34 protein-coding genes and 1 pseudogene are annotated in these 23,984 nt (G+C 67.1%); 1 reads left to right on the top strand and 34 read right to left on the bottom strand.

Annotation, left to right across the window (positions count from 1 at the left end):
• Positions 1-146 precede the first annotated feature (146 nt).
• The 29 genes from EJ357_RS27830 to rpsJ all read right to left on the bottom strand — a co-directional run bounded on the left by EJ357_RS27830 (position 147) and on the right by rpsJ (position 15,905).
• Positions 147-1,169 (bottom strand): DNA-directed RNA polymerase subunit alpha, encoded by a 1,023-nt coding sequence (locus tag EJ357_RS27830; protein WP_003966937.1) that lies wholly within the window; start codon positions 1,167-1,169, stop codon positions 147-149.
• 152 nt (positions 1,170-1,321) lie between these two features.
• Positions 1,322-1,726, bottom strand: a complete 405-nt coding sequence (rpsK, locus tag EJ357_RS27825; RefSeq protein WP_003956432.1) for a 30S ribosomal protein S11 — start codon at positions 1,724-1,726, stop codon at positions 1,322-1,324.
• A gap of 66 nt (positions 1,727-1,792) precedes the next feature.
• Positions 1,793-2,173, bottom strand: coding sequence for a 30S ribosomal protein S13 (rpsM, locus tag EJ357_RS27820; protein ID WP_126394274.1), 381 nt, complete (start codon positions 2,171-2,173; stop codon positions 1,793-1,795).
• Between the two features lie 187 nt (positions 2,174-2,360).
• Positions 2,361-2,474: a 50S ribosomal protein L36 gene (gene rpmJ / locus EJ357_RS27815; RefSeq protein ID WP_003998809.1), complete on the bottom strand. Its 114-nt coding sequence runs from the start codon at positions 2,472-2,474 to the stop codon at positions 2,361-2,363.
• Positions 2,475-2,533: 59 nt separating this feature from the next.
• Positions 2,534-2,755, bottom strand: a complete 222-nt coding sequence (gene infA / locus EJ357_RS27810; RefSeq protein WP_003948620.1) for a translation initiation factor IF-1 — start codon at positions 2,753-2,755, stop codon at positions 2,534-2,536.
• A gap of 178 nt (positions 2,756-2,933) precedes the next feature.
• On the bottom strand, positions 2,934-3,770 hold the full coding sequence (gene map / locus EJ357_RS27805; protein WP_126394273.1) for a type I methionyl aminopeptidase: 837 nt from the start codon (positions 3,768-3,770) through the stop codon (positions 2,934-2,936).
• 141 nt (positions 3,771-3,911) lie between these two features.
• On the bottom strand, positions 3,912-4,574 hold the full coding sequence (locus tag EJ357_RS27800) for an adenylate kinase (RefSeq protein ID WP_126394272.1): 663 nt from the start codon (positions 4,572-4,574) through the stop codon (positions 3,912-3,914).
• Entirely contained in the window at positions 4,574-5,887 is a 1,314-nt protein-coding gene (gene secY / locus EJ357_RS27795) for a preprotein translocase subunit SecY (protein WP_126394271.1), read from the bottom strand. The genes EJ357_RS27800 and secY overlap by 1 nt, the downstream gene beginning before the upstream one ends.
• Positions 5,888-6,132: 245 nt before the next feature.
• Positions 6,133-6,588: a 50S ribosomal protein L15 gene (gene rplO, locus EJ357_RS27790; RefSeq protein ID WP_023547373.1), complete on the bottom strand. Its 456-nt coding sequence runs from the start codon at positions 6,586-6,588 to the stop codon at positions 6,133-6,135.
• A 2-nt stretch (positions 6,589-6,590) separates the two neighbouring features.
• Positions 6,591-6,773 (bottom strand): 50S ribosomal protein L30, encoded by a 183-nt coding sequence (gene rpmD, locus EJ357_RS27785; protein WP_003974250.1) that lies wholly within the window; start codon positions 6,771-6,773, stop codon positions 6,591-6,593.
• Positions 6,774-6,775: 2 nt separating this feature from the next.
• Positions 6,776-7,381, bottom strand: coding sequence for a 30S ribosomal protein S5 (gene rpsE / locus EJ357_RS27780; RefSeq protein WP_015658456.1), 606 nt, complete (start codon positions 7,379-7,381; stop codon positions 6,776-6,778).
• Positions 7,382-7,422: 41 nt separating this feature from the next.
• Positions 7,423-7,806, bottom strand: a complete 384-nt coding sequence (rplR, locus tag EJ357_RS27775) for a 50S ribosomal protein L18 (RefSeq protein ID WP_071364959.1) — start codon at positions 7,804-7,806, stop codon at positions 7,423-7,425.
• A gap of 3 nt (positions 7,807-7,809) precedes the next feature.
• Complete coding sequence (gene rplF, locus EJ357_RS27770) at positions 7,810-8,349, bottom strand: 50S ribosomal protein L6 (protein WP_030046383.1); 540 nt, start codon at positions 8,347-8,349, stop codon at positions 7,810-7,812.
• A 24-nt stretch (positions 8,350-8,373) separates the two neighbouring features.
• Positions 8,374-8,772 (bottom strand): 30S ribosomal protein S8, encoded by a 399-nt coding sequence (rpsH, locus tag EJ357_RS27765; protein WP_007384075.1) that lies wholly within the window; start codon positions 8,770-8,772, stop codon positions 8,374-8,376.
• Between the two features lie 214 nt (positions 8,773-8,986).
• Entirely contained in the window at positions 8,987-9,172 is a 186-nt protein-coding gene (locus EJ357_RS27755; protein WP_003948630.1) for a type Z 30S ribosomal protein S14, read from the bottom strand.
• 5 nt (positions 9,173-9,177) lie between these two features.
• The gene (gene rplE / locus EJ357_RS27750; protein WP_126394270.1) at positions 9,178-9,735 is read right to left on the bottom strand and encodes a 50S ribosomal protein L5; all 558 of its coding nucleotides are present in this window, start codon (positions 9,733-9,735) and stop codon (positions 9,178-9,180) included.
• Complete coding sequence (rplX, locus tag EJ357_RS27745; protein WP_053674523.1) at positions 9,735-10,058, bottom strand: 50S ribosomal protein L24; 324 nt, start codon at positions 10,056-10,058, stop codon at positions 9,735-9,737. The genes rplE and rplX overlap by 1 nt, the downstream gene beginning before the upstream one ends.
• A 2-nt stretch (positions 10,059-10,060) precedes the next feature.
• Entirely contained in the window at positions 10,061-10,429 is a 369-nt protein-coding gene (rplN, locus tag EJ357_RS27740; RefSeq protein WP_003998823.1) for a 50S ribosomal protein L14, read from the bottom strand.
• Positions 10,430-10,530: 101 nt separating this feature from the next.
• Positions 10,531-10,818 (bottom strand): 30S ribosomal protein S17, encoded by a 288-nt coding sequence (gene rpsQ / locus EJ357_RS27735; protein ID WP_007384073.1) that lies wholly within the window; start codon positions 10,816-10,818, stop codon positions 10,531-10,533.
• Positions 10,818-11,042 carry a 50S ribosomal protein L29 gene (gene rpmC / locus EJ357_RS27730; protein WP_003974259.1) on the bottom strand — a complete coding sequence of 75 codons (225 nt, stop codon included), beginning with the start codon at positions 11,040-11,042 and terminating at the stop codon, positions 10,818-10,820. Before rpmC ends, rpsQ begins: the two co-directional genes overlap by 1 nt.
• Positions 11,042-11,461 carry a 50S ribosomal protein L16 gene (gene rplP / locus EJ357_RS27725; RefSeq protein WP_004927269.1) on the bottom strand — a complete coding sequence of 140 codons (420 nt, stop codon included), beginning with the start codon at positions 11,459-11,461 and terminating at the stop codon, positions 11,042-11,044. Before rplP ends, rpmC begins: the two co-directional genes overlap by 1 nt.
• Positions 11,462-11,466: 5 nt before the next feature.
• Positions 11,467-12,288, bottom strand: coding sequence for a 30S ribosomal protein S3 (gene rpsC / locus EJ357_RS27720; RefSeq protein WP_003998826.1), 822 nt, complete (start codon positions 12,286-12,288; stop codon positions 11,467-11,469).
• Entirely contained in the window at positions 12,288-12,635 is a 348-nt protein-coding gene (gene rplV, locus EJ357_RS27715; RefSeq protein WP_004571827.1) for a 50S ribosomal protein L22, read from the bottom strand. Before rplV ends, rpsC begins: the two co-directional genes overlap by 1 nt.
• Before the next feature lie 44 nt (positions 12,636-12,679).
• Entirely contained in the window at positions 12,680-12,961 is a 282-nt protein-coding gene (gene rpsS / locus EJ357_RS27710) for a 30S ribosomal protein S19 (RefSeq protein ID WP_093905264.1), read from the bottom strand.
• A gap of 12 nt (positions 12,962-12,973) precedes the next feature.
• Positions 12,974-13,810: a 50S ribosomal protein L2 gene (rplB, locus tag EJ357_RS27705; protein ID WP_059192905.1), complete on the bottom strand. Its 837-nt coding sequence runs from the start codon at positions 13,808-13,810 to the stop codon at positions 12,974-12,976.
• A gap of 40 nt (positions 13,811-13,850) precedes the next feature.
• Positions 13,851-14,270: a 50S ribosomal protein L23 gene (gene rplW / locus EJ357_RS27700; protein WP_093905265.1), complete on the bottom strand. Its 420-nt coding sequence runs from the start codon at positions 14,268-14,270 to the stop codon at positions 13,851-13,853.
• Entirely contained in the window at positions 14,270-14,926 is a 657-nt protein-coding gene (gene rplD, locus EJ357_RS27695; protein ID WP_126394269.1) for a 50S ribosomal protein L4, read from the bottom strand. The genes rplW and rplD overlap by 1 nt, the downstream gene beginning before the upstream one ends.
• An 8-nt stretch (positions 14,927-14,934) precedes the next feature.
• Positions 14,935-15,579 (bottom strand): 50S ribosomal protein L3, encoded by a 645-nt coding sequence (gene rplC, locus EJ357_RS27690; protein ID WP_007384065.1) that lies wholly within the window; start codon positions 15,577-15,579, stop codon positions 14,935-14,937.
• Positions 15,580-15,596: 17 nt separating this feature from the next.
• Positions 15,597-15,905 carry a 30S ribosomal protein S10 gene (gene rpsJ / locus EJ357_RS27685; RefSeq protein ID WP_003948644.1) on the bottom strand — a complete coding sequence of 103 codons (309 nt, stop codon included), beginning with the start codon at positions 15,903-15,905 and terminating at the stop codon, positions 15,597-15,599.
• Positions 15,906-16,453: 548 nt separating this feature from the next.
• Between rpsJ and EJ357_RS27680 the strand changes: the two genes are divergently transcribed.
• Entirely contained in the window at positions 16,454-17,155 is a 702-nt protein-coding gene (locus EJ357_RS27680) for a CDP-alcohol phosphatidyltransferase family protein (protein WP_126394268.1), read from the top strand.
• Here the strand turns inward: EJ357_RS27680 and EJ357_RS27675 are convergent.
• The 5 genes and pseudogenes from EJ357_RS27675 to EJ357_RS27655 all read right to left on the bottom strand — a co-directional run.
• Positions 17,147-17,596: pseudogene (locus EJ357_RS27675) on the bottom strand (adenylyltransferase/cytidyltransferase family protein); the annotation flags it as partial. The gene EJ357_RS27680 and the pseudogene EJ357_RS27675 sit on opposite strands and share 9 nt — an antisense overlap.
• The gene (locus EJ357_RS27670; protein WP_126394266.1) at positions 17,596-19,125 is read right to left on the bottom strand and encodes a fibronectin type III domain-containing protein; all 1,530 of its coding nucleotides are present in this window, start codon (positions 19,123-19,125) and stop codon (positions 17,596-17,598) included. The pseudogene EJ357_RS27675 and the gene EJ357_RS27670, both read right to left, overlap by 1 nt.
• A 124-nt stretch (positions 19,126-19,249) precedes the next feature.
• Positions 19,250-20,794: an oligosaccharide flippase family protein gene (locus tag EJ357_RS27665; protein ID WP_126394265.1), complete on the bottom strand. Its 1,545-nt coding sequence runs from the start codon at positions 20,792-20,794 to the stop codon at positions 19,250-19,252.
• A complete protein-coding gene (locus tag EJ357_RS27660) occupies positions 20,791-22,467 on the bottom strand; it encodes a hypothetical protein (protein ID WP_175647544.1) in 1,677 nt (558 codons plus the stop codon). Before EJ357_RS27660 ends, EJ357_RS27665 begins: the two co-directional genes overlap by 4 nt.
• On the bottom strand, positions 22,442-23,917 hold the full coding sequence (locus EJ357_RS27655) for a hypothetical protein (RefSeq protein ID WP_126394263.1): 1,476 nt from the start codon (positions 23,915-23,917) through the stop codon (positions 22,442-22,444). Before EJ357_RS27655 ends, EJ357_RS27660 begins: the two co-directional genes overlap by 26 nt.
• Positions 23,918-23,984: the final 67 nt, after the last annotated feature.

The following is a 23,984-nucleotide window of genomic DNA, read 5'->3' as shown; positions in this document are numbered from 1 at the left end:
GCCGTGTCAGGTACCGGGGTCAGTATCCGAGCGGGCGGTCGCCCGTCGGAGATCCAGGCCCCCGAAGGGGCCTGGAAGGGGCGCGGGGAACTGCGCGACCAGCCACAACCGGCCCGCAGACGCAGTACGGCCTCCCCGCGGAGCGCTTAGTACTGCTCGGTCTCCACGAAGCCCGCGTCCGCGTCGTCGTCCGCGCCGAACGCGTCCGCCGCAGCGGTCGGGTCGAATCCGGGCGGGGAGTCCTTGAGCGCCAGGCCCATACCCGCCAGCTTCGCCTTGACCTCGTCGATGGACTTCGCACCGAAGTTGCGAATGTCGAGGAGGTCGGCCTCGGAACGCGCCACGAGCTCACCCACCGAGTGGATGCCCTCACGCTTGAGGCAGTTGTACGACCGAACGGTGAGCTCCAGCTCCTCGATCGGCAGCGCCAGATCAGCGGCAAGGGCGGCGTCCGTGGGGGACGGGCCCATGTCGATGCCCTCGGCGTCGATGTTGAGCTCACGGGCCAGCCCGAACAGCTCGACCAGCGTCTTACCGGCAGAGGCCATGGCGTCACGCGGACGCATCGCCTGCTTGGTCTCGACGTCGACGATCAGCTTGTCGAAGTCGGTGCGCTGCTCGACACGCGTGGCCTCGACCTTGTACGTGACCTTCAGAACCGGCGAGTAGATGGAGTCGACCGGGATACGACCGATCTCCTGGCCCACCTGCTTGTTCTGCACGGCGGAGACGTAACCACGGCCACGCTCGACCGTGAGCTCCATCTCCAGCTTGCCCTTGCCGTTGAGCGTGGCGAGGACGAGGTCGGGGTTGTGCACCTCGACACCGGCCGGCGGCGCGATGTCGGCGGCGGTGACCAGACCCGGGCCCTGCTTGCGCAGGTACATCACGACCGGCTCGTCGTGCTCCGAGGAGACGACCAGCTGCTTGATGTTGAGGATCAGGTCGGTGACGTCCTCCTTGACGCCCGGCACGGTGGTGAACTCGTGCAGGACACCGTCGATGCGGATGCTGGTGACAGCAGCGCCGGGGATCGACGACAGGAGGGTGCGGCGGAGGGAGTTGCCGAGGGTGTAACCGAAGCCCGGCTCCAGCGGCTCGATCACGAACCGGGAGCGGAACTCGTCGACGACCTCTTCGGTCAACGAGGGACGCTGAGCGATCAGCATGTGTGGATCAGATCCTTCTTTCGTGGACGCCCGCTATTTGACGTCCGACGGAACCGCCCCCGGCAAAAGGGACGGGTACTGCAAGGGTACGGGCGATACGCCCCCGAAGAGCCGTACCGCCCGAAACCAAGCCTGCGCGAAGCAGCCGTACGTCAGACGCGACGACGCTTCGGCGGACGGCAGCCGTTGTGCGGGGTCGGGGTGACGTCCTGGATGGAGCCGACCTCGAGGCCCGTGGCCTGCAGGGAGCGGATCGCGGTCTCACGACCCGAACCCGGACCCTTCACGAACACGTCGACCTTGCGCATGCCGTGCTCCTGGGCGCGGCGGGCAGCCGACTCGGCGGCCATCTGCGCGGCGAACGGCGTGGACTTCCGGGAGCCCTTGAAGCCGACGTGGCCGGCGGAGGCCCAGGAGATCACGTTGCCGGACGGGTCCGTGATGGAGACGATCGTGTTGTTGAACGTGCTCTTGATGTGCGCGTGGCCGTGAGCGACGTTCTTCTTTTCCTTGCGGCGCACCTTCTTGGCAGCGCCCTGACGACCCTTGGGGGGCATCTGTACTCCTACGGGAGGTGGTCGGTCCTACAGCGAAGACCGCTGGACGGCGAAGTCCGCTGTGGACTACTTCTTGCCCGGCTTCTTCTTGCCGGCGATGGCGCGACGCGGGCCCTTGCGGGTGCGGGCGTTGGTGCTGGTGCGCTGACCGCGGACGGGCAGGCCACGGCGGTGGCGCAGACCCTGGTAGCAGCCGATCTCGACCTTGCGGCGGATGTCGGCCTGGATCTCGCGACGGAGGTCACCCTCGGTGCGGATGTTGTTGTCCACGTACTCGCGGATCGCGACGAGCTGCTCCTCGGAGAGGTCGCGAACGCGGGTGTTCGGGTCGACGCCGGTCTCGGCCAGCGTCTTCTGCGAAAGGGTCCGGCCGATGCCGAACACGTAGGTGAGGGCGACCTCCACGCGCTTGTCGCGCGGGATGTCAACACCGGAAACGCGTGCCATTCAATGGCTCCTGGTGATCTTCGGAGGTCTTCCGCAGAACCGACTCCCAGCCGCCGTACCAGGTACGAACTGGGTCCCCGGCCTCCGAACCGGGGGTGTCAGACACCGAAGCGCCTGGGTTCTGCGTATGAACATATTCAGCTCGCGTCGCGCGAAGTACTGCGAATGCAGAAAGGCGGTCGTGCGGTCAGCCCTGGCGCTGCTTGTGGCGCGGGTTCTCGCAAATGACCATGACCCGACCGTGACGGCGGATCACCCTGCACTTGTCGCAGATCTTCTTGACGCTCGGCTTGACCTTCATTGGGTGAGGTTCTCCGGGTCAGTGCCATCACCCCGGGAGGCCCGGGGCGCGGGCAAGATCTACTTGTACCGGTAGACGATCCGGCCACGCGTCAGGTCGTACGGAGACAACTCCACCACGACCCGGTCGTCAGGGAGGATGCGGATGTAGTGCATGCGCATCTTGCCGCTGATGTGTGCCAGGACCTGGTGGCCGTTCTGGAGCTCGACCTTGAACATGGCGTTCGGCAGAGACTCGACGACAGTGCCCTCGATCTCGATGGCACCTTGCTTCTTGGCCACGCTTCGCCCTTCGGAATCGACTACCTTGATCGACTCCCTTGCGTCCCTTACGGGCGCATGCAGGCATGCGGGTGCACGAGAGCCGACGAGTCAGTCTACGTCAGCGCCCCCGGAAAGACGAATCGGGGAAGTCTGCCCCAGCAGGCAGATCGTTAAGCGCCGCGCAGGGGCGCGGGCCTCAGCCCAACGGATCCGGCGCCGCAGTGATCCCGTACTCCGCCAGCTTCGCCTTACCCGCGTCAGGAGCCGTGAGCACGAGCGGCCCCTCCGCGGTCAGCGCGACGGAGTGCTCCCAGTGCGACGACCACGTACCGTCCGTCGTGATCACGGTCCAGTCGTCCGACAGGACCTCCGTCTTCGGGGTACCCAGGGACACCATCGGCTCGATCGCCAGGCAGAAGCCCGGAACCAGCTTCGGCCCCTTCCCCCGCCGCTTCTCGACGTAGTTCAGCAGATGCGGATCCATGTGCATCTCGGTGCCGATGCCGTGGCCGCCGTAGTCCTCGATGATCCCGTACTTGCCACCGCCGGGCTTCGGCTGCCGGCGGATGTACGTCTCGATCGCGCGGGAGATGTCGACCAGGCGATTCCCCTGCTTCATCGCCGCGATGCCCGCCCACATCGACTCCTCGGTCACCCGGGAGAGCTCGATCAGCTCCGGAGCGTGCCCGGAGCCCACGAAGGCGGTGTACGCGGCGTCGCCGTGCCAGCCGTCGATGATCGCGCCGCAGTCGATGGAGATGATGTCGCCGTCCTTGAGGACGACGTCCTCGGACGGGATGCCGTGCACCACGACGTCGTTCACCGAGGTGCAGATGGTCGCCGGGAACCCGCCGTAGCCGAGGAAGTTCGACTTGGCCCCGTGCTCGGCGAGCACCTTCCGCGCGACCTCGTCCAGATCCTTGGTGCTGGCCCCCGGCACAGCGGCCTCGCGCGTGGCCGCGTGAATGGCGGCGACGACCAGCCCCGCCTCACGCATCTTGGCGATCTGCTCGGGGCTCTTGATCTGCACCATGGGGACGGGGGCCTTTCTTGGGCTGGATAGAGGGGACTGCTTCAACCATAAGGGCGGAGCCGGCACGCCCCACCCCACGCAGCAGCCGCGGCCCCCTCACAGGGAACCGCGGCCTGAGCTACGTACGAGCTGAGAAAGCTCCTACTTGCCGTCCTCGTCACGCTTGAGCGCCTCCATGGCGCGCGCCGTGACCTCCTCGACCTTGCCGAGCGCGGAGATGGTGACGACCAGCCCCTGCGCCTTGTAGTAGTCGATGATCGGCTCGGTCTGCGTGTGGTAGACCTCCAGCCGCGTGCGGACGGTCTCCTCGGAGTCGTCGTCCCGCTGGTACAGCTCGCCGCCGCAGACGTCGCAGACACCCTCCTGCTTCGGCCGGCTGTACGTGACGTGGAAGACGTGGCTGGAGTCCTTGCGGCAAATGCGCCGCCCGGCGATCCGCTTGACGACCTCTTCCTCGGGGACCTCGAGATCCAGCACCGCGTCCAGCTTCATGTTCTCGGACTGGAGCATCTCGTCGAGCGCCTCGGCCTGGGACACATTGCGCGGAAACCCGTCCAGCAGGAAGCCACCCTCGGCGTCCGGCTTCTCCATGCGGTCCTTGGCCATCCCGATGGTGACCTCGTCCGGCACCAGGTTGCCCGCGTCCATGTAGGACTTCGCGAGCTTCCCGAGCTCCGTCTGCTGGCTGATGTTGGCGCGGAACAGGTCGCCCGTGGAGATGTGCGGGATCGACAGGTTCTTGGCGAGGAACGCGGCCTGCGTTCCCTTACCGGCACCCGGCGGCCCGACGAGGACGATACGCATCAGCGGAGGAACCCTTCGTAATTGCGCTGCTGGAGCTGGCTCTCGATCTGCTTCACGGTCTCGAGACCGACACCCACGATGATCAGGATGCTGGTCCCGCCGAACGGGAAGTTCTGGTTTGCCCCGAAACCAGCCAACGCCATCGTCGGCACGAGAGCGATCAGACCCAAGTACAGCGAGCCCGGCCAAGTGATCCGGTTGAGCACATAGGAAAGGTACTCAGCGGTCGGTCGGCCAGCCCGGATGCCCGGGATGAAGCCACCATACTTCTTCATGTTGTCCGCGACTTCCTCGGGGTTGAACGAGATAGCCACGTAGAAGAAAGCGAAGAAGATGATCAGGAAGAAGTAGAGGACGATGTGCAGCGGCGCGTCCGTCTGCGCGAGATTCGCCTCGATCCAGGTCTTCCAGCCGGAGTTTCCACCGGCGAACTGCGCGATCAGTGCCGGGATGTAGAGCAGCGACGAGGCAAAGATCACAGGGATGATGCCCGCCTGGTTGACCTTCAGCGGAATGTACGTCGACGTGCCGCCATAGGACCGGCGGCCGATCATGCGCTTCGCGTACTGGACCGGAATACGGCGCTGAGCCTGCTCGACGAAGACCACCAGGCCGACCATGAACAGACCGACGGCGATGACGGTGCCGAACTCGATCCAGCCGCCCGCCAGGTCACCCTGCTGCTTGATGGACCACAGGGCCGACGGGAAGGTCGCGGCGATCGAGATGAACATCAGGATCGACATGCCGTTGCCGATGCCGCGGTCGGTGATGAGCTCACCGAGCCACATGACGGTGGCCGTACCGGCGGTCATGGTGATGACCATCACGACGGTGGTGAAGATCGAGCGGTCCGGCACGATCTGGCTGGCGACCTGGCAGTTCTGGAAGAGCGCGCCGCTGCGGGCGGTGGCCACCAGGCCGGTGCCCTGAAGGATGGCGAGCGCCACGGTCAGGTACCGGGTGTACTGGGTGATCTTCGCGGTACCGGCCTGACCCTCCTTCTTGAGGGCTTCCAGGCGCGGGATCACCACGGTCAGCAACTGAAGGATGATGCTCGCCGTGATGTACGGCATGATGCCGAGCGCGAAGATCGTGATCTGAAGCAGAGCGCCGCCACTGAACATGTTGACCAGACCGAAGAGGCCCTGGTTGGCGTTCGCCTGATCGATGCAGATCTGGACGGCCCTGTAGTCGACGCCGGGGATCGGGATGTGTGTACCGATCCGGTAGATCACGATGATGCCGAGCGTGAAGAGCAGCTTCTTGCGCAGGTCGGGCGTCTTGAACGCCCGGGCGAACGCGGTGAGCACGGTGCCTCCTGCGACCCCCGCGCTACTGCGTCAAGGGTGACGGTCTTGAGGTTCGACTAATAGGAACGACTTAGCTAACGGTCAACTGCCGCTCAGAGTGCCCCATAAGAAGCACTCCGTAAAAGTGGGCAGTGCAGGCCACCATACCGGCGAGACTGCCCCCCTTGGAACGACCAACCGGGGATACCCCATTTGTGGGGTATCCCCGGTCGGGATCGCTCAAGTCATCGAGACGCCTGATGTGTTCAGACGAGCTCGGTGACGGTGCCGCCGGCGGCGGTGATCTTCTCCTTGGCGGAGCCGGAGACGGCGTCGACCGTCACCTGCAGCGCCACGGAGATCTCGCCCTGGCCGAGGACCTTGACGAGGCTGTTCTTGCGAACGGCACCCTTGGCCACGAGACCCTCGACGGTGACCTCGCCACCCTCGGGGTACAGCGCGGCCAGCTTGTCGAGGTTCACGACCTGGAACTCGGTCTTGAACGGGTTCTTGAAGCCCTTCAGCTTCGGAAGACGCATGTGGAGGGGCATCTGGCCACCCTCGAAGCGCTCCGGAACCTGGTAACGAGCCTTCGTACCCTTGGTACCACGACCGGCCGTCTTACCCTTCGACGCCTCACCACGACCGACACGGGTCTTGGCGGTCTTGGCGCCCGGGGCGGGACGGAGGTTGTGGATCTTGAGCGGGTTCTGCTCCGCCATGATCAGTCGACCTCCTCGACCGTCACGAGGTGGCGGACGGTGTGCACCATGCCGCGGAACTCGGGGCGGTCCTCCTTGACGACCTGCGTGTTGATGCCCTTGAGACCAAGGGAGCGCAGGGTGTCACGGTGGTTCTGCTTGCTGCCGATGTAGGACTTGACCTGCGTAATCTTGAGCTGCGCCATGATTACGCACCCGCCCCGGCACGCGCACGGAGAAGAGCCGCGGGGGCGACGTCCTCGAGCGGCAGACCACGGCGGGCCGCGACCTCCTCGGGACGCTGCAGGCCCTTGAGGGCCTCCACGGTCGCGTGCACGATGTTGATCGCGTTGTCGGAGCCGAGCGACTTCGACAGGATGTCGTGGATACCGGCGCACTCGAGCACGGCACGCACCGGACCACCGGCGATAACACCGGTACCGGGCGACGCGGGCTTGAGCAGCACGACGCCGGCAGCCTTCTCACCCTGGATCGGGTGCGGGATGGTGCCCTGGATACGGGGGACCTTGAAGAAGTGCTTCTTGGCCTCCTCAACACCCTTGGCGATGGCGGCCGGCACCTCCTTGGCCTTGCCGTAACCGACACCCACGGTGCCGTCACCGTCGCCCACCACGACCAGCGCGGTGAAGCTGAAGCGACGACCACCCTTCACAACCTTGGCGACACGGTTGATCGCGACAACGCGCTCAACGTAAGCGGTCTTCTCGGCGGCAGCTGCGCCGCCGTCACGGCCCTTCCGGTCCCGCCGCTCGCCGCCACCGGCACCGCCACCGCGGCGCTGGGGTCCAGCCATTGGAATTACCTCTCTCTTTTTCCGCTAGCTACGGAAGCGGCTCAGAACTTGAGCCCGGCTTCGCGGGCGGCGTCCGCCAGGGCGGCGATGCGCCCGGCGTACTGGTTGCCACCACGGTCGAATACGACAGCCTCGACGCCCGCGGCCTTGGCACGCTCGGCGACCAGGGCGCCGACCTGCTTGGCCTGCGCGGACTTGTCGCCCTCGCCACCGCGGATCGAGGTGTCCAGGGTGGACGCCGACGCAAGGGTGTGACCCTTGAGGTCGTCGATCACCTGGGCCACGATGTGGCGGTTGGAACGGGTCACGACCAGACGCGGACGCTCCGCCGTACCGTTGATCCGCTTGCGGATCCGGATGTGACGGCGCTTGATCGCGGCGCGCTTGTAGGCGTCGCCCTTGAGGATCTTCTGTCCGTATGCCATGGCTTACTTACCCGCCTTTCCGACCTTGCGGCGGATGACTTCGCCCTCGTACTTGACGCCCTTGGCCTTGTACGGGTCGGGCTTGCGCAGCTTGCGGATGTTGGCCGCAACCTCGCCGACCTTCTGCTTGTCGATGCCCTCGACCGAGAACCGGGTGGGGGCCTCCACCTTGAAGGTGATGCCCTCGGGGGCCTCGACGGTGATCGGGTGGCTGTAGCCCAGAGCGAACTCCAGGTTCGAACCCTTGGCCGTCACGCGGTAACCGACACCGCTGATCTCGAGCTTCTTCACGTAACCCTGGGTCACGCCGGTGATCATGTTCGCCACCAGCGTGCGGGACAGGCCGTGCAGGGCCTTGTTCTGACGCTCGTCGTTGGGGCGGGTGACGTTCAGGACGCCGTCCTCACCCTTGGCGATGTCGATCGGCGCGGCAACGGTGTGGGTCAGCGTGCCCTTGGGGCCCTTGACCGAGACCGTACGGCCGTCGATGGTGACGTCCACGCCGGCGGGAACCGTGATGGGGAGCTTGCCAATACGCGACATAGCTGTTTCCTCCGTTCCCTTCCGCTACCAGACGTAGGCGAGGACTTCCCCACCCACGCCCTTCTTGCCGGCCTGCTTGTCGGTGAGGAGCCCGTGGGACGTGGAGATGATCGCCACGCCGAGGCCGCCGAGCACCTTCGGCAGGTTGGTGGACTTCGCGTACACCCGGAGACCGGGCTTGGAGATCCGCTTGATGCCCGCGATGGAGCGCTCACGGTTGGGGCCAAACTTCAGCTCCAGGACGAGGTTCTTGCCGACCTCGGCGTCCTCGACCTTCCAGCCCGTGATGAAGCCCTCCTGCTGGAGGATCTCCGCGATGTGCGACTTGATCTTCGATGCCGGCATCGTCACGGAGTCGTGGTATGCCGAGTTCGCGTTCCGCAGACGCGTAAGCATGTCTGCGATCGGATCAGTCATGGTCATGAATTGGCCTTCGGCCTCTCTCGCCGGGGTTTCCTGGTGCGCCATCCCTCTCCCCGATCCGAGACGGGACGGGTGCGGCGCGGTGGACCTACGGCGTAGTAAGTCGTACGGGCGACCGTCAGGCGCCCAACCCTCCAAGCCTAAGCCATGGAGAGGAGGGCACCTGACACGCCCAGTGCTTACCGAGAGCCTCTGGAATCCCTAAATAAGGGGATTACCAGGAGCTCTTGGTCACGCCCGGCAGCTCGCCACGGTGAGCCATCTCACGAAGGCACACGCGGCACAGGCCGAACTTGCGGTACACGGAGTGGGGACGGCCACAACGCTGGCAGCGCGTGTAGCCACGCACGCCGAACTTGGGCTTGCGAGCAGCCTTCGCGATCAGAGCCTTCTTCGCCATCTCGCTCACGCCTCCTTGAAGGGGAAGCCGAGGTGACGAAGGAGCGCGCGGCCCTCAGCGTCGTTGGTCGCCGTGGTCACCACGGTGATGTCCATACCCCGGGTGCGGTCGATCTTGTCCTGGTCGATCTCGTGGAACATGACCTGCTCGGTGAGACCGAAGGTGTAGTTGCCACGGCCGTCGAACTGCTTGGGGGACAGACCACGGAAGTCGCGGATGCGCGGCAGCGCGAGCGACAGGGTGCGGTCCAGGAACTCCCACATGCGGTCGCCACGGAGCGTGACGTGGGCACCGATCGGCTGGCCCTCACGCAGCTTGAACTGCGCGATGGACTTGCGGGCCTTGGTGACGGCCGGCTTCTGACCGGTGATCGTGGTGAGGTCGCGGATGGCGCCCTCGATCAGCTTGGAGTCGCGGGCGGCGTCGCCCACACCCATGTTGACCACGATCTTGACGAGGCCGGGGATCTGCATGACGTTCTCGTAGCTGAACTCGTCACGCAGCTTGCCCGCGATCTCCTCGCGGTACTTCGTCTTCAGACGCGGAGTGGTGGTGGTAGCCATCAGATGTCCTCACCCGTCCGCTTGGCAACGCGGATCTTGTTGCCTTCGTCGTCGAAGCGGTAACCGACACGCGTGACGACCTTGTTGCCGTCCTTCTCAACGACCAGCTGGACGTTGGAGACGTGGATCGGCGCCTCGGTCGTGACGATGCCGCCGGCCTGGGAACCGCGAGCGGTCGGGCCGGCCTTGGTGTGCTTCTTGACCCGGTTGACACCCTCGACCAGGACGCGCTCGTCGCGCGGGTAAGCGGCAATGACCTTGCCCTGCTTGCCCTTGTCCTTGCCGGTGATGACCTGGACCAGGTCGCCCTTCTTGATCTTCATGCTTACAGCACCTCCGGCGCGAGCGAGATGATCTTCATGAACTTCTTCTCGCGCAGCTCACGGCCGACCGGGCCGAAGATGCGGGTGCCGCGAGGGTCGCCGTCGTTCTTCAGAATGACGGCGGCGTTCTCGTCGAAGCGGATGTACGAGCCGTCCGGACGGCGGCGCTCCTTGACGGTGCGAACGATGACCGCCTTGACGACGTCACCCTTCTTCACGTTGCCACCGGGGATCGCGTCCTTGACGGTGGCGACGATGACGTCACCGATGCCCGCGTAGCGGCGACCGGAGCCACCGAGCACACGGATGCAAAGGATCTCCTTCGCACCAGTGTTGTCGGCGACACGCAGTCGCGACTCCTGCTGGATCACGTCTATCTCCTGTTTGTCTGCCGGTTCCCGGCAGGGGCCTCAGTACGAGCGCCCCTGCCGAGCCTGGCGGAACTGACCTGCGGGATTGGCCCCGCAGGAAATTACTTGGCCTTCTCGAGGATCTCGACGACGCGCCAGCGCTTCGTCGCGGACAGCGGCCGGGTCTCCGCGAGGAGGACACGGTCGCCGACACCCGCGGCGTTCTGCTCGTCGTGCGCCTTGAGCTTGTTGGTACGGCGGATGACCTTGCCGTACAGCGCGTGCTTGACGCGGTCCTCGACAGCGACGACGACGGTCTTGTCCATCTTGTCGCTGACGACGAGACCCTCACGGGTCTTGCGGAAGCCGCGGGCCTCTGCAGTCTGCTCAGTCACGTTGCTCTCACTCATCAGGCGCTCTCCACCGTCTCGATGCCCAGCTCGCGCTCACGCATCAGGGTGTAGATCCGCGCGATGTCCTTACGGACGGCCTTGAGCCGACCGTGGTTCTCGAGCTGACCCGTCGCCGCCTGGAAGCGGAGGTTGAACAGCTCTTCCTTGGCCTCGCGGAGCTTCGCCAGAAGCTCCTCGTTGCCCAGCTCGCGCAGCTCGGACGCCTTGGTACCGGCCGACATCACGCTTCACCTGCCTCGCGCTTGACGATCCGGCACTTCATCGGCAGCTTGTGGGCCGCACGAGTCAGAGCTTCACGCGCAATCTTCTCGTTCGGGTAGGACAGCTCGAACATCACCCGACCCGGGTGAACGTTCGCGATCCACCACTCCGGCGAACCCTTACCGGAACCCATGCGGGTCTCGGCAGGCTTCTTCGTCAGCGGGCGGTCCGGGTAGATGTTGATCCAGACCTTGCCGCCACGCTTGATGTGGCGGGTCATCGCGATACGGGCCGCCTCGATCTGGCGGTTGGTCACGTACGCCGGCGTGAGGGCCTGGATGCCGTACTCGCCGAACGCAACCGTCGTACCGCCCTTGGCCTGACCACGGCGCTTCGGGTGGTGCTGCTTGCGGTGCTTGACCCTACGGGGGATCAGCATGTCGGTCAGGCCTCCGTTCCGGTGCTCTCAGCCGGAGCGGACGCGGGAGCCTCGGCCTTGGGGGCCTCGGCGCCGGCAGCCTGCTGCGGCTTGCGACCGCGCCGCTCGCCACCACGGCCACCACGGGCCGGGCGGTCGGCACCACCACGGGCCGGGCGGTTACCCGCACGGGCCGCAGCGTTCTCGGCGCGGACCTCGGCGATGTTCTTGACATCGCCCTTGTAGATCCAGACCTTCACACCGATGCGGCCGAAGGTCGTCTTGGCCTCGAAGAAGCCGTAGTCCACGTTCGCGCGGAGCGTGTGCAGGGGCACGCGGCCCTCGCGGTAGAACTCCGAGCGGGACATCTCGGCGCCACCGAGGCGGCCGCCGCACTGGATCTTGATGCCCTTGGCGCCGGCCTTCATGGCGGACTGCATGCTCTTGCGCATGGCCCGACGGAAGGAGACGCGGGAGGAGAGCTGCTCGGCAACGGCCTGGGCAACCAGCTGAGCGTCGGTCTCGGGGTTCTTGACCTCGAGGATGTTCAGCTGGACCTGCTTGCCCGTGAGCTTCTCGAGGTCACCGCGGATGCGGTCGGCCTCGGCGCCACGGCGGCCGATGACGATGCCCGGACGCGCGGTGTGGATGTCCACGCGGACACGGTCACGGGTGCGCTCGATCTCAACCTTCGAGATACCGGCGCGCTCCATGCCGGACGTCATCATCCGACGGATGGCGACGTCTTCCTTGACGTAGTCCTTGTACAGCTTGTCGGCGTACCAACGCGACTTGAAGTCGGTCGTGACACCGAGCCGGAACCCATGCGGGTTTACCTTCTGGCCCATTACCGGGTTCCTTCCTTGCTGCTGACGACCACGGTGATGTGGCTGGTCCGCTTGCGGATCCGGTAGGCACGGCCCTGGGCACGCGGACGGAACCGCTTCAGGGTCGGGCCCTCGTCGACGTACGCCTCGCTGATGACCAGCGAGGAGGCGTCCGTGTGGTCGTAGTTGTGCGCGGCGTTGGCAATGGCGCTGTCGAGCACCTTGCCGACCGGCACGGAGGCTGCCTGCGGAGCGAATCGCAGAACAGCCTGAGCCTCCGTGGCATCCATGCCACGGATAAGGTCCACCACGCGGCGGGCCTTCATGGGCGTAACGCGGATGTACCGCGCCTGGGCCCTGGCTTCCATGGTTGTCCCTCTCAGTTACTTACGTGTCTGAATGCGATCCGCTACTAGCGGCGCTTCGACTTCCGGTCGTCCTTGACGTGGCCCCGGAAGGTGCGCGTCGGCGAGAACTCGCCGAGCTTGTGGCCGACCATCGACTCGGTGACGAACACCGGGATGTGGGTCTTGCCGTTGTGCACCGCGAGCGTGTGGCCGAGCATGGCCGGCACGATCATGGAGCGACGGGACCAGGTCTTGATGACGTTCTTGGTGCCGGCTTCGTTCTGAGCATCCACCTTCTTGGCGAGGTGCTCGTCGACGAAGGGCCCCTTCTTGAGACTGCGCGGCATCTAAACCCGCTCCTAGCGCTTCTTGTTCGTCTTGCGGCGGCGGACGATGTACTTGTTCGAAGCCTTCTTCGGCGAACGAGTACGACCCTCCTTCTGACCCCAGGGGCTGACCGGGTGGCGACCACCGGAGGTCTTGCCCTCACCACCACCGTGGGGGTGGTCAACCGGGTTCATCGCCACACCGCGAACGGTCGGGCGGACGCCCAGCCAGCGCTTGCGGCCGGCCTTACCCCAGTTGATGTTGCTCTGCTCGGCGTTGCCGACCTCGCCGACGGTGGCGCGGCAGCGCACGTCGACCAGGCGGATCTCACCGGAGGGCATGCGCAGGTGGGCCATCTGGCCCTCCTTCGCGAGCAGCTGCACGGAGGCACCGGCGGAGCGGGCGAACTTGGCGCCGCCACCGGGACGGAGCTCGATCGCGTGGATCGTGGTACCGACCGGGATGTTGCGCAGCGCCAGGTTGTTGCCCGGCTTGATGTCGGCCCCGGGACCGTTCTCGACGCGGTCACCCTGCTGCAGGTTGCGCGGGGCGAGGATGTAGCGCTTCTCGCCGTCGGCGTAGTGCAGCAGCGCGATGCGCGCGGTGCGGTTGGGGTCGTACTCGATGTGCGCGACCTTCGCCGGCACGCCGTCCTTGTCGTGACGACGGAAGTCGATCACTCGGTAGGCGCGCTTGTGTCCGCCACCCTGGTGGCGAACGGTCACACGACCGGCGTTGTTACGGCCGCCCTTGCTGTGCAGGGGGCGGACCAGCGACTTCTCCGGCGTGGACCGCGTGACCTCGACGAAGTCGGCGACGCTGGAACCACGACGGCCCGGCGTAGTCGGCTTGTACTTGCGGATTCCCATTTCTCAGTCCTCGTCCGATATCGGACGATCCGGACCGCCCTTAGGCGGTCGGACCGCCGAAGATGTCGATACGGTCGCCCTCGGCGAGGGTCACGATCGCGCGCTTGGTCGCCGCACGCTGGCCGAAGCCGGTACGGGTCCGCTTGCGCTTGCCCTGGCGGTTGATCGTGTTGACCCCGGTGACCTTGACCGAGAAGACCGCCTGGACGGCCTGCTTGATCTGGGTCTTGTTGGCGTTCGGGTCGACGATGAACGTGTACTTGTTCTCGTCCAGGAGCGCGTAGCTCTTCTCCGACACGACCGGCTTCAGCAGCACGTCACGGGGGTCCGTGTACGCCTTGCTGGCCGGGGTGACGACGGTGTTCTTGCCCTCTGCGGCGTGGCGACGCGCCTTGGCGACGCGCGCGGCCTTGGCGGCCTTCGCAGCCTTGGAGGCAATGCTCGGGTGACGCGTAGCCATCAGGCCTCGCTCCCTTCGGTGTCAGCGGCCTTGGGGCCAGACACGAAGGACTCGAACGCGGCCTGGGTGAAGACCACGTCGTCCGAGACGAGAACGTCGTACGTGTTCAGCTGGCCCGGCTCCAGGATGTGGACCTGGGGCAGGTTGCGGGCGGACAGCCACGCGGCCTCGTCGGCGCGCTCGACGACCAGGAGCAGGTTCTTGCGCTCCGAGATCTTGCCGAACAGCGACTTGGCGGCCTTCGTGGACGGGGTCTCGCCCTCGATGACGCCGGAGACGACGTGGATGCGGTTGTTGCGGGCCCGGTCGGTGAGGGCGTGGCGCAGGGCCGCGGCCTTCATCTTCTTCGGGGTCCGCTGCGAGTAGTCGCGCGGCACGGGACCGTGCACGACGCCACCACCGGCGAACTGCGGCGCGCGGGTCGAGCCCTGACGGGCGCGACCGGTGCCCTTCTGGCGGTAAGGCTTCTTGCCACCACCACGGACCTCGCCACGCGTCTTGGTCTTGTGCGTGCCCTGACGGGCCGCGGCCAGCTGCGCGACGACGACCTGGTGAAGCAGCGGAACGCTGATCTTCTCTACGTCGAAGATCTCCGCGGGGAGCTCGACGGAACCGGCCTTGTCGCCCGCCGGCGAAAGGATGTCAACAGTGCTCATCGGTTACCTCAGGCCCCCTTGGCCGCGGTGCGGACCAGGACGAGGCCGCCGTTCGGACCGGGAACCGCGCCCTTGATGAGCAGCAGACCCTTCTCCGCGTCAACGGCGTGGACGGTCAGGTTCTGGGTGGTGACCCGCTCGTTGCCCATGCGACCCGCCATGCGGAGGCCCTTGAACACACGGCCCGGGGTGGCACAGCCACCGATGGAACCGGGAGAGCGGTGCTTGCGCTGGGTGCCGTGACCGGCGCCGAGGCCCTTGAAGTTGTGACGCTTCATGACACCGGCGAAGCCCTTGCCCTTGCTCTTGCCGGTCACGTCGACCTTGATGCCGGCCTCGAACACCTCGGCGGTGATCTCCTGGCCGAGGGTGTACTCGCTGGCGTCAGCGGTACGGATCTCGACGAGGTGGCGGCGGGGAGTGACGTCGGCCTTGGCGAAGTGGCCCTTGAGGGGCTTGTTCACCTTGCGCGGGTCGATCTCGCCGAACGCGATCTGGACGGACTCGTAGCCGTCGGCGTCGTTCGTACGGACCTGGGTGACGACGTTGGGGCCGGCCTTGACGACGGTGACCGGAACAACGCGGTTGTTCTCGTCCCACACCTGCGTCATGCCGAGCTTCTCGCCCAGGATGCCCTTGATCTGCTTAGCCATTCTCAGATCACCGACCCTCAGAGCTTGATCTCGATGTCGACACCGGCCGGGAGGTCGAGTCGCATCAGAGAGTCAACGGTCTTGGGCGTCGGGTCGAGGATGTCGATCAGGCGCTTGTGCGTGCGCATCTCGAAGTGCTCGCGCGAGTCCTTGTACTTGTGCGGCGACTTGATGACGCAGTACACGTTCTTCTCAGTGGGCAGCGGCACCGGGCCCGCGACCGACGCACCAGTGCGGGTCACCGTCTCGACGATCTTCTTCGCCGAGGAGTCGATGACCTCGTGGTCGTAGGCCTTGAGCCGGATGCGGATCTTCTGTCCCGCCATGGCTACTCCGTAGTCCTGTCTCTCTTACGCTCCGGAACCCGGTGTTCCCTTGCTCTCCTCCGACCCACGCGGTCGGGCGTGTCGCGCTCCCGCTGACACAGATGCCCCTTGTTCGAACATCCCTTGCCTGGGAGCACGGCCCTTCCGGAACCGCAAGCCGGGGGCGGAAGGCCCACCGGGTGCCTGGCCGGTGCTGCGCTGACACTTCCCGGAAGATTCCCGTACGTCCGCCCCAGCGCTGCCTTACGGCAGTTAGGGCGACGAGTACTGTGGGACTCGCTTCCAGTCCTCCCGGCGGGAGGCGCGCAGCATCAACACTCGACCGAGCAACCCCGCTAGTCTGCCATACGGGGCAGGGGGCTGGCCAATCGAGCCGGAGAGGATACCCCGGGAGTGACGCAGGTCAAACGCGGGCCCTCAGCGCGCCCTCGCCCACCCGCCCCGTCCCCCCTCTTCGGTCGACCGCACGGAAGCCCTCAATGATCAGCACGGGCATCCCCGCATGCGACAATCACCGATATTCTACGCTCTGCAATAAAGAGGACGGAATGTCGGAAATCTTCGACGTGTACAGGCACCTGTCGGCAGCCCAGAAGTCCTCCAAGGGGGTCTCCCTCTACACCCGGTTCGTCAATCGACCGGCCGGCCGCATGCTGGCGGCGATGGCATACCGCAGCGAGATCACCCCGAACCAGGTGACCGTCCTCGGCGCCTGCTTCACCTTCCCGGCGTTGGCGGCCGTGGCGCTGTTGCCGCCCTCGCCGGTTCTGGCGGTCATGGTGTTCGCGGCACTGGTGACGGGCTTCGCCCTCGATGCGGCGGACGGACAGCTGGCACGCAGCCGGAGCACGGAGAGCGCCCGGGGCGAGTGGCTGGACCACGTGGTCGACACCGTCAAGATCATGGGCATTCACATGGCCGTGCTGGTGTCGTTCTACCGCTTCTTCGACCTGCCCCGCGACGCCTTCCTCGTCGTGCCCATGGCCTTCCAGCTGGCGGCCGTCGTCATCCTCTTCGGCGGGATCCTGACCGAGAAGCTGAAGCGGCAGACGGGAAGAGCGGCCGCGCCGGCGCCGCCCTCGACGCTGCGTGCCGTGGTCCTTCTTCCCGTCGACTACGGCATGGTCTGTGTCAGCTTCCTATTCCTGGCGGATCAGGACCTCTTTCTCGGGGTCTACTGCGCCCTGCTCGTAGCCCACCTCCTGTTCGCTGGCGCCTTTCTTGTGAAGTGGTTCCGGGAACTGGCCTGAAGGCGGACCGGTGCGGTTCGCCAAGGTCAGGAGGTTGAGGGCGCGGCGCAGAAGAGTGCTCGAGGTGTGGGCGGTGTAGGGGAAGTAGAGGACGTCCACACCGACCTTCGCGAATTCCGTCTCGAGGGATTTCCAGACCTCGGTTCCGAGCCAGTCGTCACCCTTGAAGATGACGTCGAAACCGACTTCCTTCCAAATCTCGATCTTGTCGCTGACCGTCGCCACATAGATCTCGTCGACGTAGCGAATGCTGCGGACGATCTCCATTCGCTCGGAGAGCGGTACGACGGGCGGCCTGCCTTTCAGGTGCACGACCAGATCGTCGCAGCAGACACCCGCGACGAGCCGGTCGCAGTGCTCCCGGGCCCGGCGCAGGATGTTGAGATGGCCCACGTGGAAGAGGTCGAAGACGCCCGGCGCGTAACCGAGACGTTCCCCCATCACTGCCCCCCGGCGGCAGCGGTCACGCTGAGCCGTTCCGACCTGGGCGAGGTGTTCCTGCCGTCGGTGACGGCGATCCGGTAGGTGTGGCGAGAGCCGGGTGCGACGGTGTCCGTGTACGTCATGTCGGGGCGGTTCCACCAGACGGAACGCTGCTTCGGCGAGGCCACGAGGACGCCGTCCCGGTAGATCCGGTACGTCAGCTCCGCGTCGTCCCGGTCCCAGGCGGTGCGCCACCCGAGCGTGACCTTGCCGGCCTTGTTCTCCTTGACCGTGAGCGTGGGAGCCGCTTCGGGGGCTCCGGTGTCGGGGGCGGCCGCGAATCGGGTCAGGCTCTGCTGCGGCTTTTCGTTGACGGTGGTGAATTCCCCACCGGCCCAGAGGATCTCGCCGGCCACTTCCAGCACCCGGGGACCCTGCCCCTCACCGGTTCCTCCGTTGGTGTCGGGGAACCAGTGCTGGATGCGCATGTCCCGGGCCGACTGGGCCAGCAGGTGCTGCCGGTTTCCGCCCTCGTGCTCGGGAAAGCCCCCGGGGGTGTGGTCGCAGTTGTGGGCGTGGGATCCGCTGTAGACGACGCCCTTGTGCACGGCGACGGCCTGGGTGGCGCCCCGGCAGTTGTCCTTCCACAGCAGCGCGTTGTCGGACAGACGTCCGGCGATTCGGCCGTCGAAGACGCCGGTCCCCCTGCCCTCCGCCGCCACGTAGAAGTTGTTCTCGTCGCGGGTCAGTGCCTTCACCACCGATCTGGCCGGCAGCCACAGCGGGAATTCGGACACCGTCGCGCCGGTCGAGGGGTGCAGGGCGACCAGCGCGTGGATCAGGTTCTCGTTCACCTCTACGAAGTCGCCGCCGACCAGGATCTTCCCGTGCTCGGGTGCGGCCACGAGGGCCCGGACCGGCAGGTCGATGTCCGCCTTGAACGGCAGGAGCGAGCCGTCGGGCCGGACCGCGGCGATGCTGTTCCTGGTCTGGTTGTTGACCAGCGTGAAGTCTCCACCCAGGTAGACCGCGGAGTCCGTGGTCTCGATGGCCCGCACGGTCGCCGAGGCGATCGGACGGAACTCCTTGCGCAGCGAGCAGTCGGCCGTGTTGAGCGCGGCCGTGCTGCCCACGCCGGTCTCGTCGACCTTGCCGAACGAGCCGCCGACGTAGAGCACCTTGCCGTCTCGCGACGCCTTCAGCGCCCGTACGGTGTTCTCGCCTCCCGTGAACGAGTGGGCGCAGGGCAGCAGCGCGCCGGTGGCGGCGTCGAACGCGGCGAAGTTGGTGCGAGTGACCTCCTTCTCGCCGGGCTTCGCGCCAGGGGGGCGGACCTTGCCGAAGCTGCCGCCGACGTACACGACACCACGTACGTACTCGAGCGACCAGACGATGCCGTCCGTCTGCCAGGTCTGCAAGGGATCGGCGGTCATGGTCTTCTCGCCGTCGGCTGCCGCGGCACCGGCGGACAGGAGCGACGTGGCCGCGAGGAAGACCGCCGTGGAAGCCGCGGTGCCGATCCTCGTCCTGCGATTTCTGAGGTGCATGAGCTGTCCCGGAGATGAGGGATACGGAGGGTGGAATTACCGGGTGGAGGCCGGAATTGCGGGTTGAGAGGGCGAATTGCAGGGCGGGAGGGTGGAATTGCGGGGAATTCGGTTTCCGGCGGTTTTACGAGGCGCGCTCACGGAGTACGCCGACCAGTTCACTCAGCCCCAACGCGGCTCGAAAACGGGACAAACTTATACTGAAAGCGCACAATCCCAGGGCGATTCCGGCGGCGAGTCCGACCGCCGTGTCGCCCGCCAGCAGCCTGACGGGAAGCACGAGAGCCCCCGTGAGGCAGAGACCGGCGACGGCGGCCGTGAGGTACCCGCGGTCGACGATCGTGAAGCCCGGATGGCGTCGCACCAGGGCGGCGGAGACGAGGTTCTCCACGACGATCGCCGCTCCCCAGGACAGGGCGGCTCCCAGGACCCCCCACCGGGGCACGGTGAGGATGCCCACGGCCAACTGCACCGCGAACGCGGCGCCGGTGACCACGAGATGCCATGAGCTTCGGCCCGCCATGAGCAGCACCGTCTGCGCGTTGCCCACGCCGACGTTGATCGCCGAGGCCGCGCAGAGCACCACCAGGGCAACCGCCCCCTGTTCGAACTCCGGTCCGAACAACGAGAGCACCGTCTTGGGGAAGCTCGTGAGGAGCACGAGCAGCGGCCAGGAGAACAGCACGATCCAGCGCGTCGAGACGCGATGGAGGTGGCAGGCCTGTGCGATCTCGTCCACGGCGAGCAGGCGGCTGATCTCCGGAGCTACGGCCAGCCGGATGGCGAGCTGGAGCAGGGTCGCCGCGACGATGACGCGGCCGACGGCCGTGTAGATGCCCGCCTCTTCACTCGTGGCCAGGGACGACAGCAGGACGACGCCCACCCATACGGCGCTGATGTCGAACACCGAGGAGATCGCCCGGGGTGCCGCGAACGCCCAGAATCCCCGCCGGGCAGCGGCCACTTCGGGTCCGGCCGGAGTTCTGCGGTGCGTGCGGTGGCACCGGCGCAGCGCGAACCAGGTGGCGAAGGCGCCGGCCATGGAGGGGATGAGCCAGGCGGATGCCAGGCTCAGCACGCTCGGGGTCAGGAACGCGACCGGCACGGCGATCAGCACGCGCAGGACCGGTTTGCCGACCTGCTCGACGCCCACGAACGGCACCACCGTGCCGTAGCCCTGGGTGGCGCCGAGCAGGATCAGGGACACCGTGGCCAGGGGGAGGAACAGCGCGAAGAGCCGGACCAGGGTGACCGCGTCCTCCGGCGCGAGATTCGGCAGCAGCGAAGTGGCGGTCGACGGCGACAGGAACAGCAGCGCCGCGGCCGCCGTGCTCGCCGCGGCTCCCGGTACGACGGCGCTGCGCACCAGGGCACTCACCTGGTGGCCGCCGCCGGTGGCCACGTCGCGGGACACGAAGCGCACCAGCCCCGTGTCGGCACCGAGCTTGCAGGTGTTGCTGAGGATGGTGAAGACCGCGACGCCCGTGAACACGGCCCCCGATCCGTGCGCGCCGAGGGCACGCGTGACCAGGGCGACCAGGACGTACCCGAAGGTGGCGTTGACCACCGCACCGAGGAAGCCCCACCACCCGCCTCGCGCGGTGGCGGCGACGCCGCACCGGGCTGCCGTCCCTACGGTGGCGGGAGCAACCGTTCCGGCGGTGCTCATCGCGAGGCGGTGAGCGTGTCGTCCTGCGCGGAGGCGTCCTGCCGCGACGGGGCGAGCTTCTCCTTCTGCGGCCCGCCGTCGGCCTGACGCGGCGGTGCGGGCCGGTCCCCCGCCCCGGCGGCGGGCGCGGCCGATGCCGTGAACCGGCGCAGCAGCTCTGCCGGCCGACGGGCTTGGACGGCGTCCAGGGCGCGGCGCAGTCGGCTCCGCCGTGTGCCGGTGTCGAGCACCGCGCCCACGATGTGTCCGCCCGAGCAGCTGATCAGGTCACGCACCTGCTTGAGGTCGTCGCGCCTGGTGCGGTCCAGGCCGCCGACCACGAGGACACCGTCCACACGCTGGGCGACCGCCAGCCCGTCGGTGTGCTCGAGCAGGGGCCGAGTGACGACGACGGCCGACCTTCCGGAGTCGGTGTCCGGCAGCGCGCGCGTCACCGCGGAGGGCGCCAGGGCCTCGTCGGTCGTGGTGCCGGCGCTCCGGTCCGGGAAGAGCGTGAATCGCCCGGCCGTGCCCGCGTCGACGACGACCCGGCCCTCGGGACCGGCCGTCCCGGCGCCGGCATCGGGACCGTCGGCCACCGTCTGCAGACGTGCCGAGAGACCCGGACTGTCGGCCGTCGCATCCACCAGCAGCACGTCCTCACCGGCCTCGGCGAACGCGGCGGCGAGGTTCACCGCGGCGGCCTCGGCGGCCCGGTCCTGCTTCGGTGCCACGACCAGGAGAGTTCCCTTGGCCGTGAGGTTCTCGTCGTGCCGGAGCCGGAAGGCGAGAGCCCGGTAGGCCTCCGCGAGGCTGCCGCCGACCCGGCCGACCTGCACCAGTTCGCCGTCCGGGTCGGACGGCGGGAGGAGGCCCAGTACCGGAGCGCCGAGGGCTCCTCGGACATCGCCGATCGAGCGTGCCCGCGGTTCGAGTGCGGCGCACAGCCAGGCGAGAAAGGTACCGAGGACCAGGCCACCCACCAGGCCGAAACCGATGAGCGCGGCGGGGCCCGGGCCCGAGGGCCGGTCCGGCGGTTCGGCCCCGCGCACCACCTCGCCCGCGGTGGTGTCGTAGGTTCTGATGTCCGAGATCCGCTTGTGCAGTGCGCTGGTCTGGTCCCGCAGACCGGCGGCCGCGGCCCCGTCGCCCTTGGGGGTCTTCCGCTTCGCCAGCACGGCGATCTGCTGCTCCAGCCCACCGGTCAGCCGCTTGACCATGGCATGGATCCTGGCCTCGCGATCGGCGAGGTAGGCGGCGGCGAACGCGTTGGTCACCCGGGCCGCCCGCTTCGCGGAGCCCGCTGTGTACTCGAACCTGAGGACCTGGGAGTCCGGCGGGCTCGCGACCCGCAGGTCCGCCGGCAACGCGTCGGCACGGGACGGTTCCCCGAGCGCCTTTGCCGCACGGGCCACGACGGTGTTGCTGAGCGCGATCCGCCGCTCCGTGCCCATGGTCACCTGGTTGTCGATGGTCACACCGAAGGCGTTGATCGGGTCGGCGGTCGAACGGATACGCACCTCGGCCGTCGCCGTGTAGGTCCCTGCGCCGAACAGCACCAGCGATAGTCCGCCGAGCAGCCCCAAGACGATGCCCAGGGCGATGACCGCGCGGTATCTCAGCAGTTGACGCACCTGGTCGCGAAGCTGGTCCGGTTCGGCGTAACGGTCATCCGGGCTGGTGGGAGTGGTCACGGATACCTCCTTTTCCAGGAATCGGCGCATGGCCCGGGGTGGGGGGCGGCAGCGCCGGTGAAGGGACCCGGGACGACCGGGCGGAGCGGGTAGTGATCAACAGAGGGACGACCAGGACCAGAACCAGTGGGCCCACGATGGCGATGAGGCTGCCGCGCAGCAGGATGAGCTGGTAGAAGGCGAAGGCCGGGACCAGCAGTACCGCCAACGTGGACCGGCTGTCCCGCAGCCGTTCCCGGATGTCGTCCATGCGGCGTGAGGCCACGCCCAGCAGCAGGAAGACGAGGACCACACACGGCGCGCCCGCCCACAGGAAGCCCTCGATCCACAGCGGTGCCGAAAGGTTCTTGAAGTCGTATCCCGCGTAGTCGGCGAATTCGGCACCGGTGGCCTGCGGTTTGTCGGGCCACGCGGAGCGCGGGACCATGAACAGGGGCACACCGAGCGCGGACGACGGTGAGAAGCCGTTCTCCGCCACGTAGTCGACGCCTGTCTGCATCTGCTGATAGGAGTCGTAGTCCATGCCCGTGGTGAGCTGTTCGGACAGGGGCACCACGTGGACGGTTTCGCGTTGGTCGTAACGGAAGTAGTCGCTGTACGGGAAGACGAGCAGCACCACGGCCGCGAGCGCGGCGGCGGTGACGCGGAAGACCCGCGGGCTGTCGAACCGGCGCCAGGAGAACAGCAGGGTCAGAAGAACGGTTCCGGCCCAGAAGCGCGGCCTGCTGATGGGGTTGTTGACGACGACGTTCAGCGCGAGCATGAGCGGCAGGAGCATCCAGCGGACCTTGCGCAACCACCGGTCCCCCCTTTTCAGCAGGGGCAGGTGCAGCAGGCCCAGCAGTCCCCAGAAGGCGGGGACGGCGACCGCCCAGATGCTCATCGCCCGCGCCGTCTCCGAGGCGGCGCCCGTCTGTCGTACGGCCTGTCTGCTCGTGAAGAAGGCGGCCCACCCGCCCTGCTGGGGAATCAGCGCGACCGCGAACACGAGCGCGAGGCCGCACAGCAGGAGCACGGGTACCGGGGTGAGCCTGCGGGACAGCAGCGGTTCGAGGACGACCGGCCTGGTGCTGCCGCGTCCGGCGGCGAGTGCCACCCCGCCGCTGTAGGCGATGAGTCCGAGTTCGATCAGGGCGGAGGCGGCGAACGCCGTGGCTTCGCCCGTCCGGAAGGAGAGGGGGTAGGTGTCGGTGGCGAGCATGGCGAAGGGCGCGAGGCCGAGCCACACGTAGGTGAACAGCCAGAAGCCGAGTGCCATGAGCCGCACCGACGTGGCGGTGAGCACCCGGGCGAGCGCCGCGCCGGAATGTGCCAGGACGACGCACTGCACCGCGAGTGCCGCCCCGAACCGCGGGTGGGCGGACAGCAGGATCATCCCCGGCAGCAGGGCGATGAGTACGACGGCCCAGCAGCATACGGCGGCCAGGCCGCGTTCTTGACTGCCCCGCATTGCACCCCTCATCGAGTGAGCAAATGGAATGGACCCGAGTCGATGGCTTCGCAGCCCACACACCTGA

This window comes from Streptomyces cyaneochromogenes, assembly GCF_003963535.1.
Lineage (GTDB): Bacteria > Actinomycetota > Actinomycetes > Streptomycetales > Streptomycetaceae > Streptomyces > Streptomyces shaanxiensis.
Note: the sequence above shows the minus strand (reverse complement) of the source record. Positions and strands in the feature narration are given on the sequence as shown.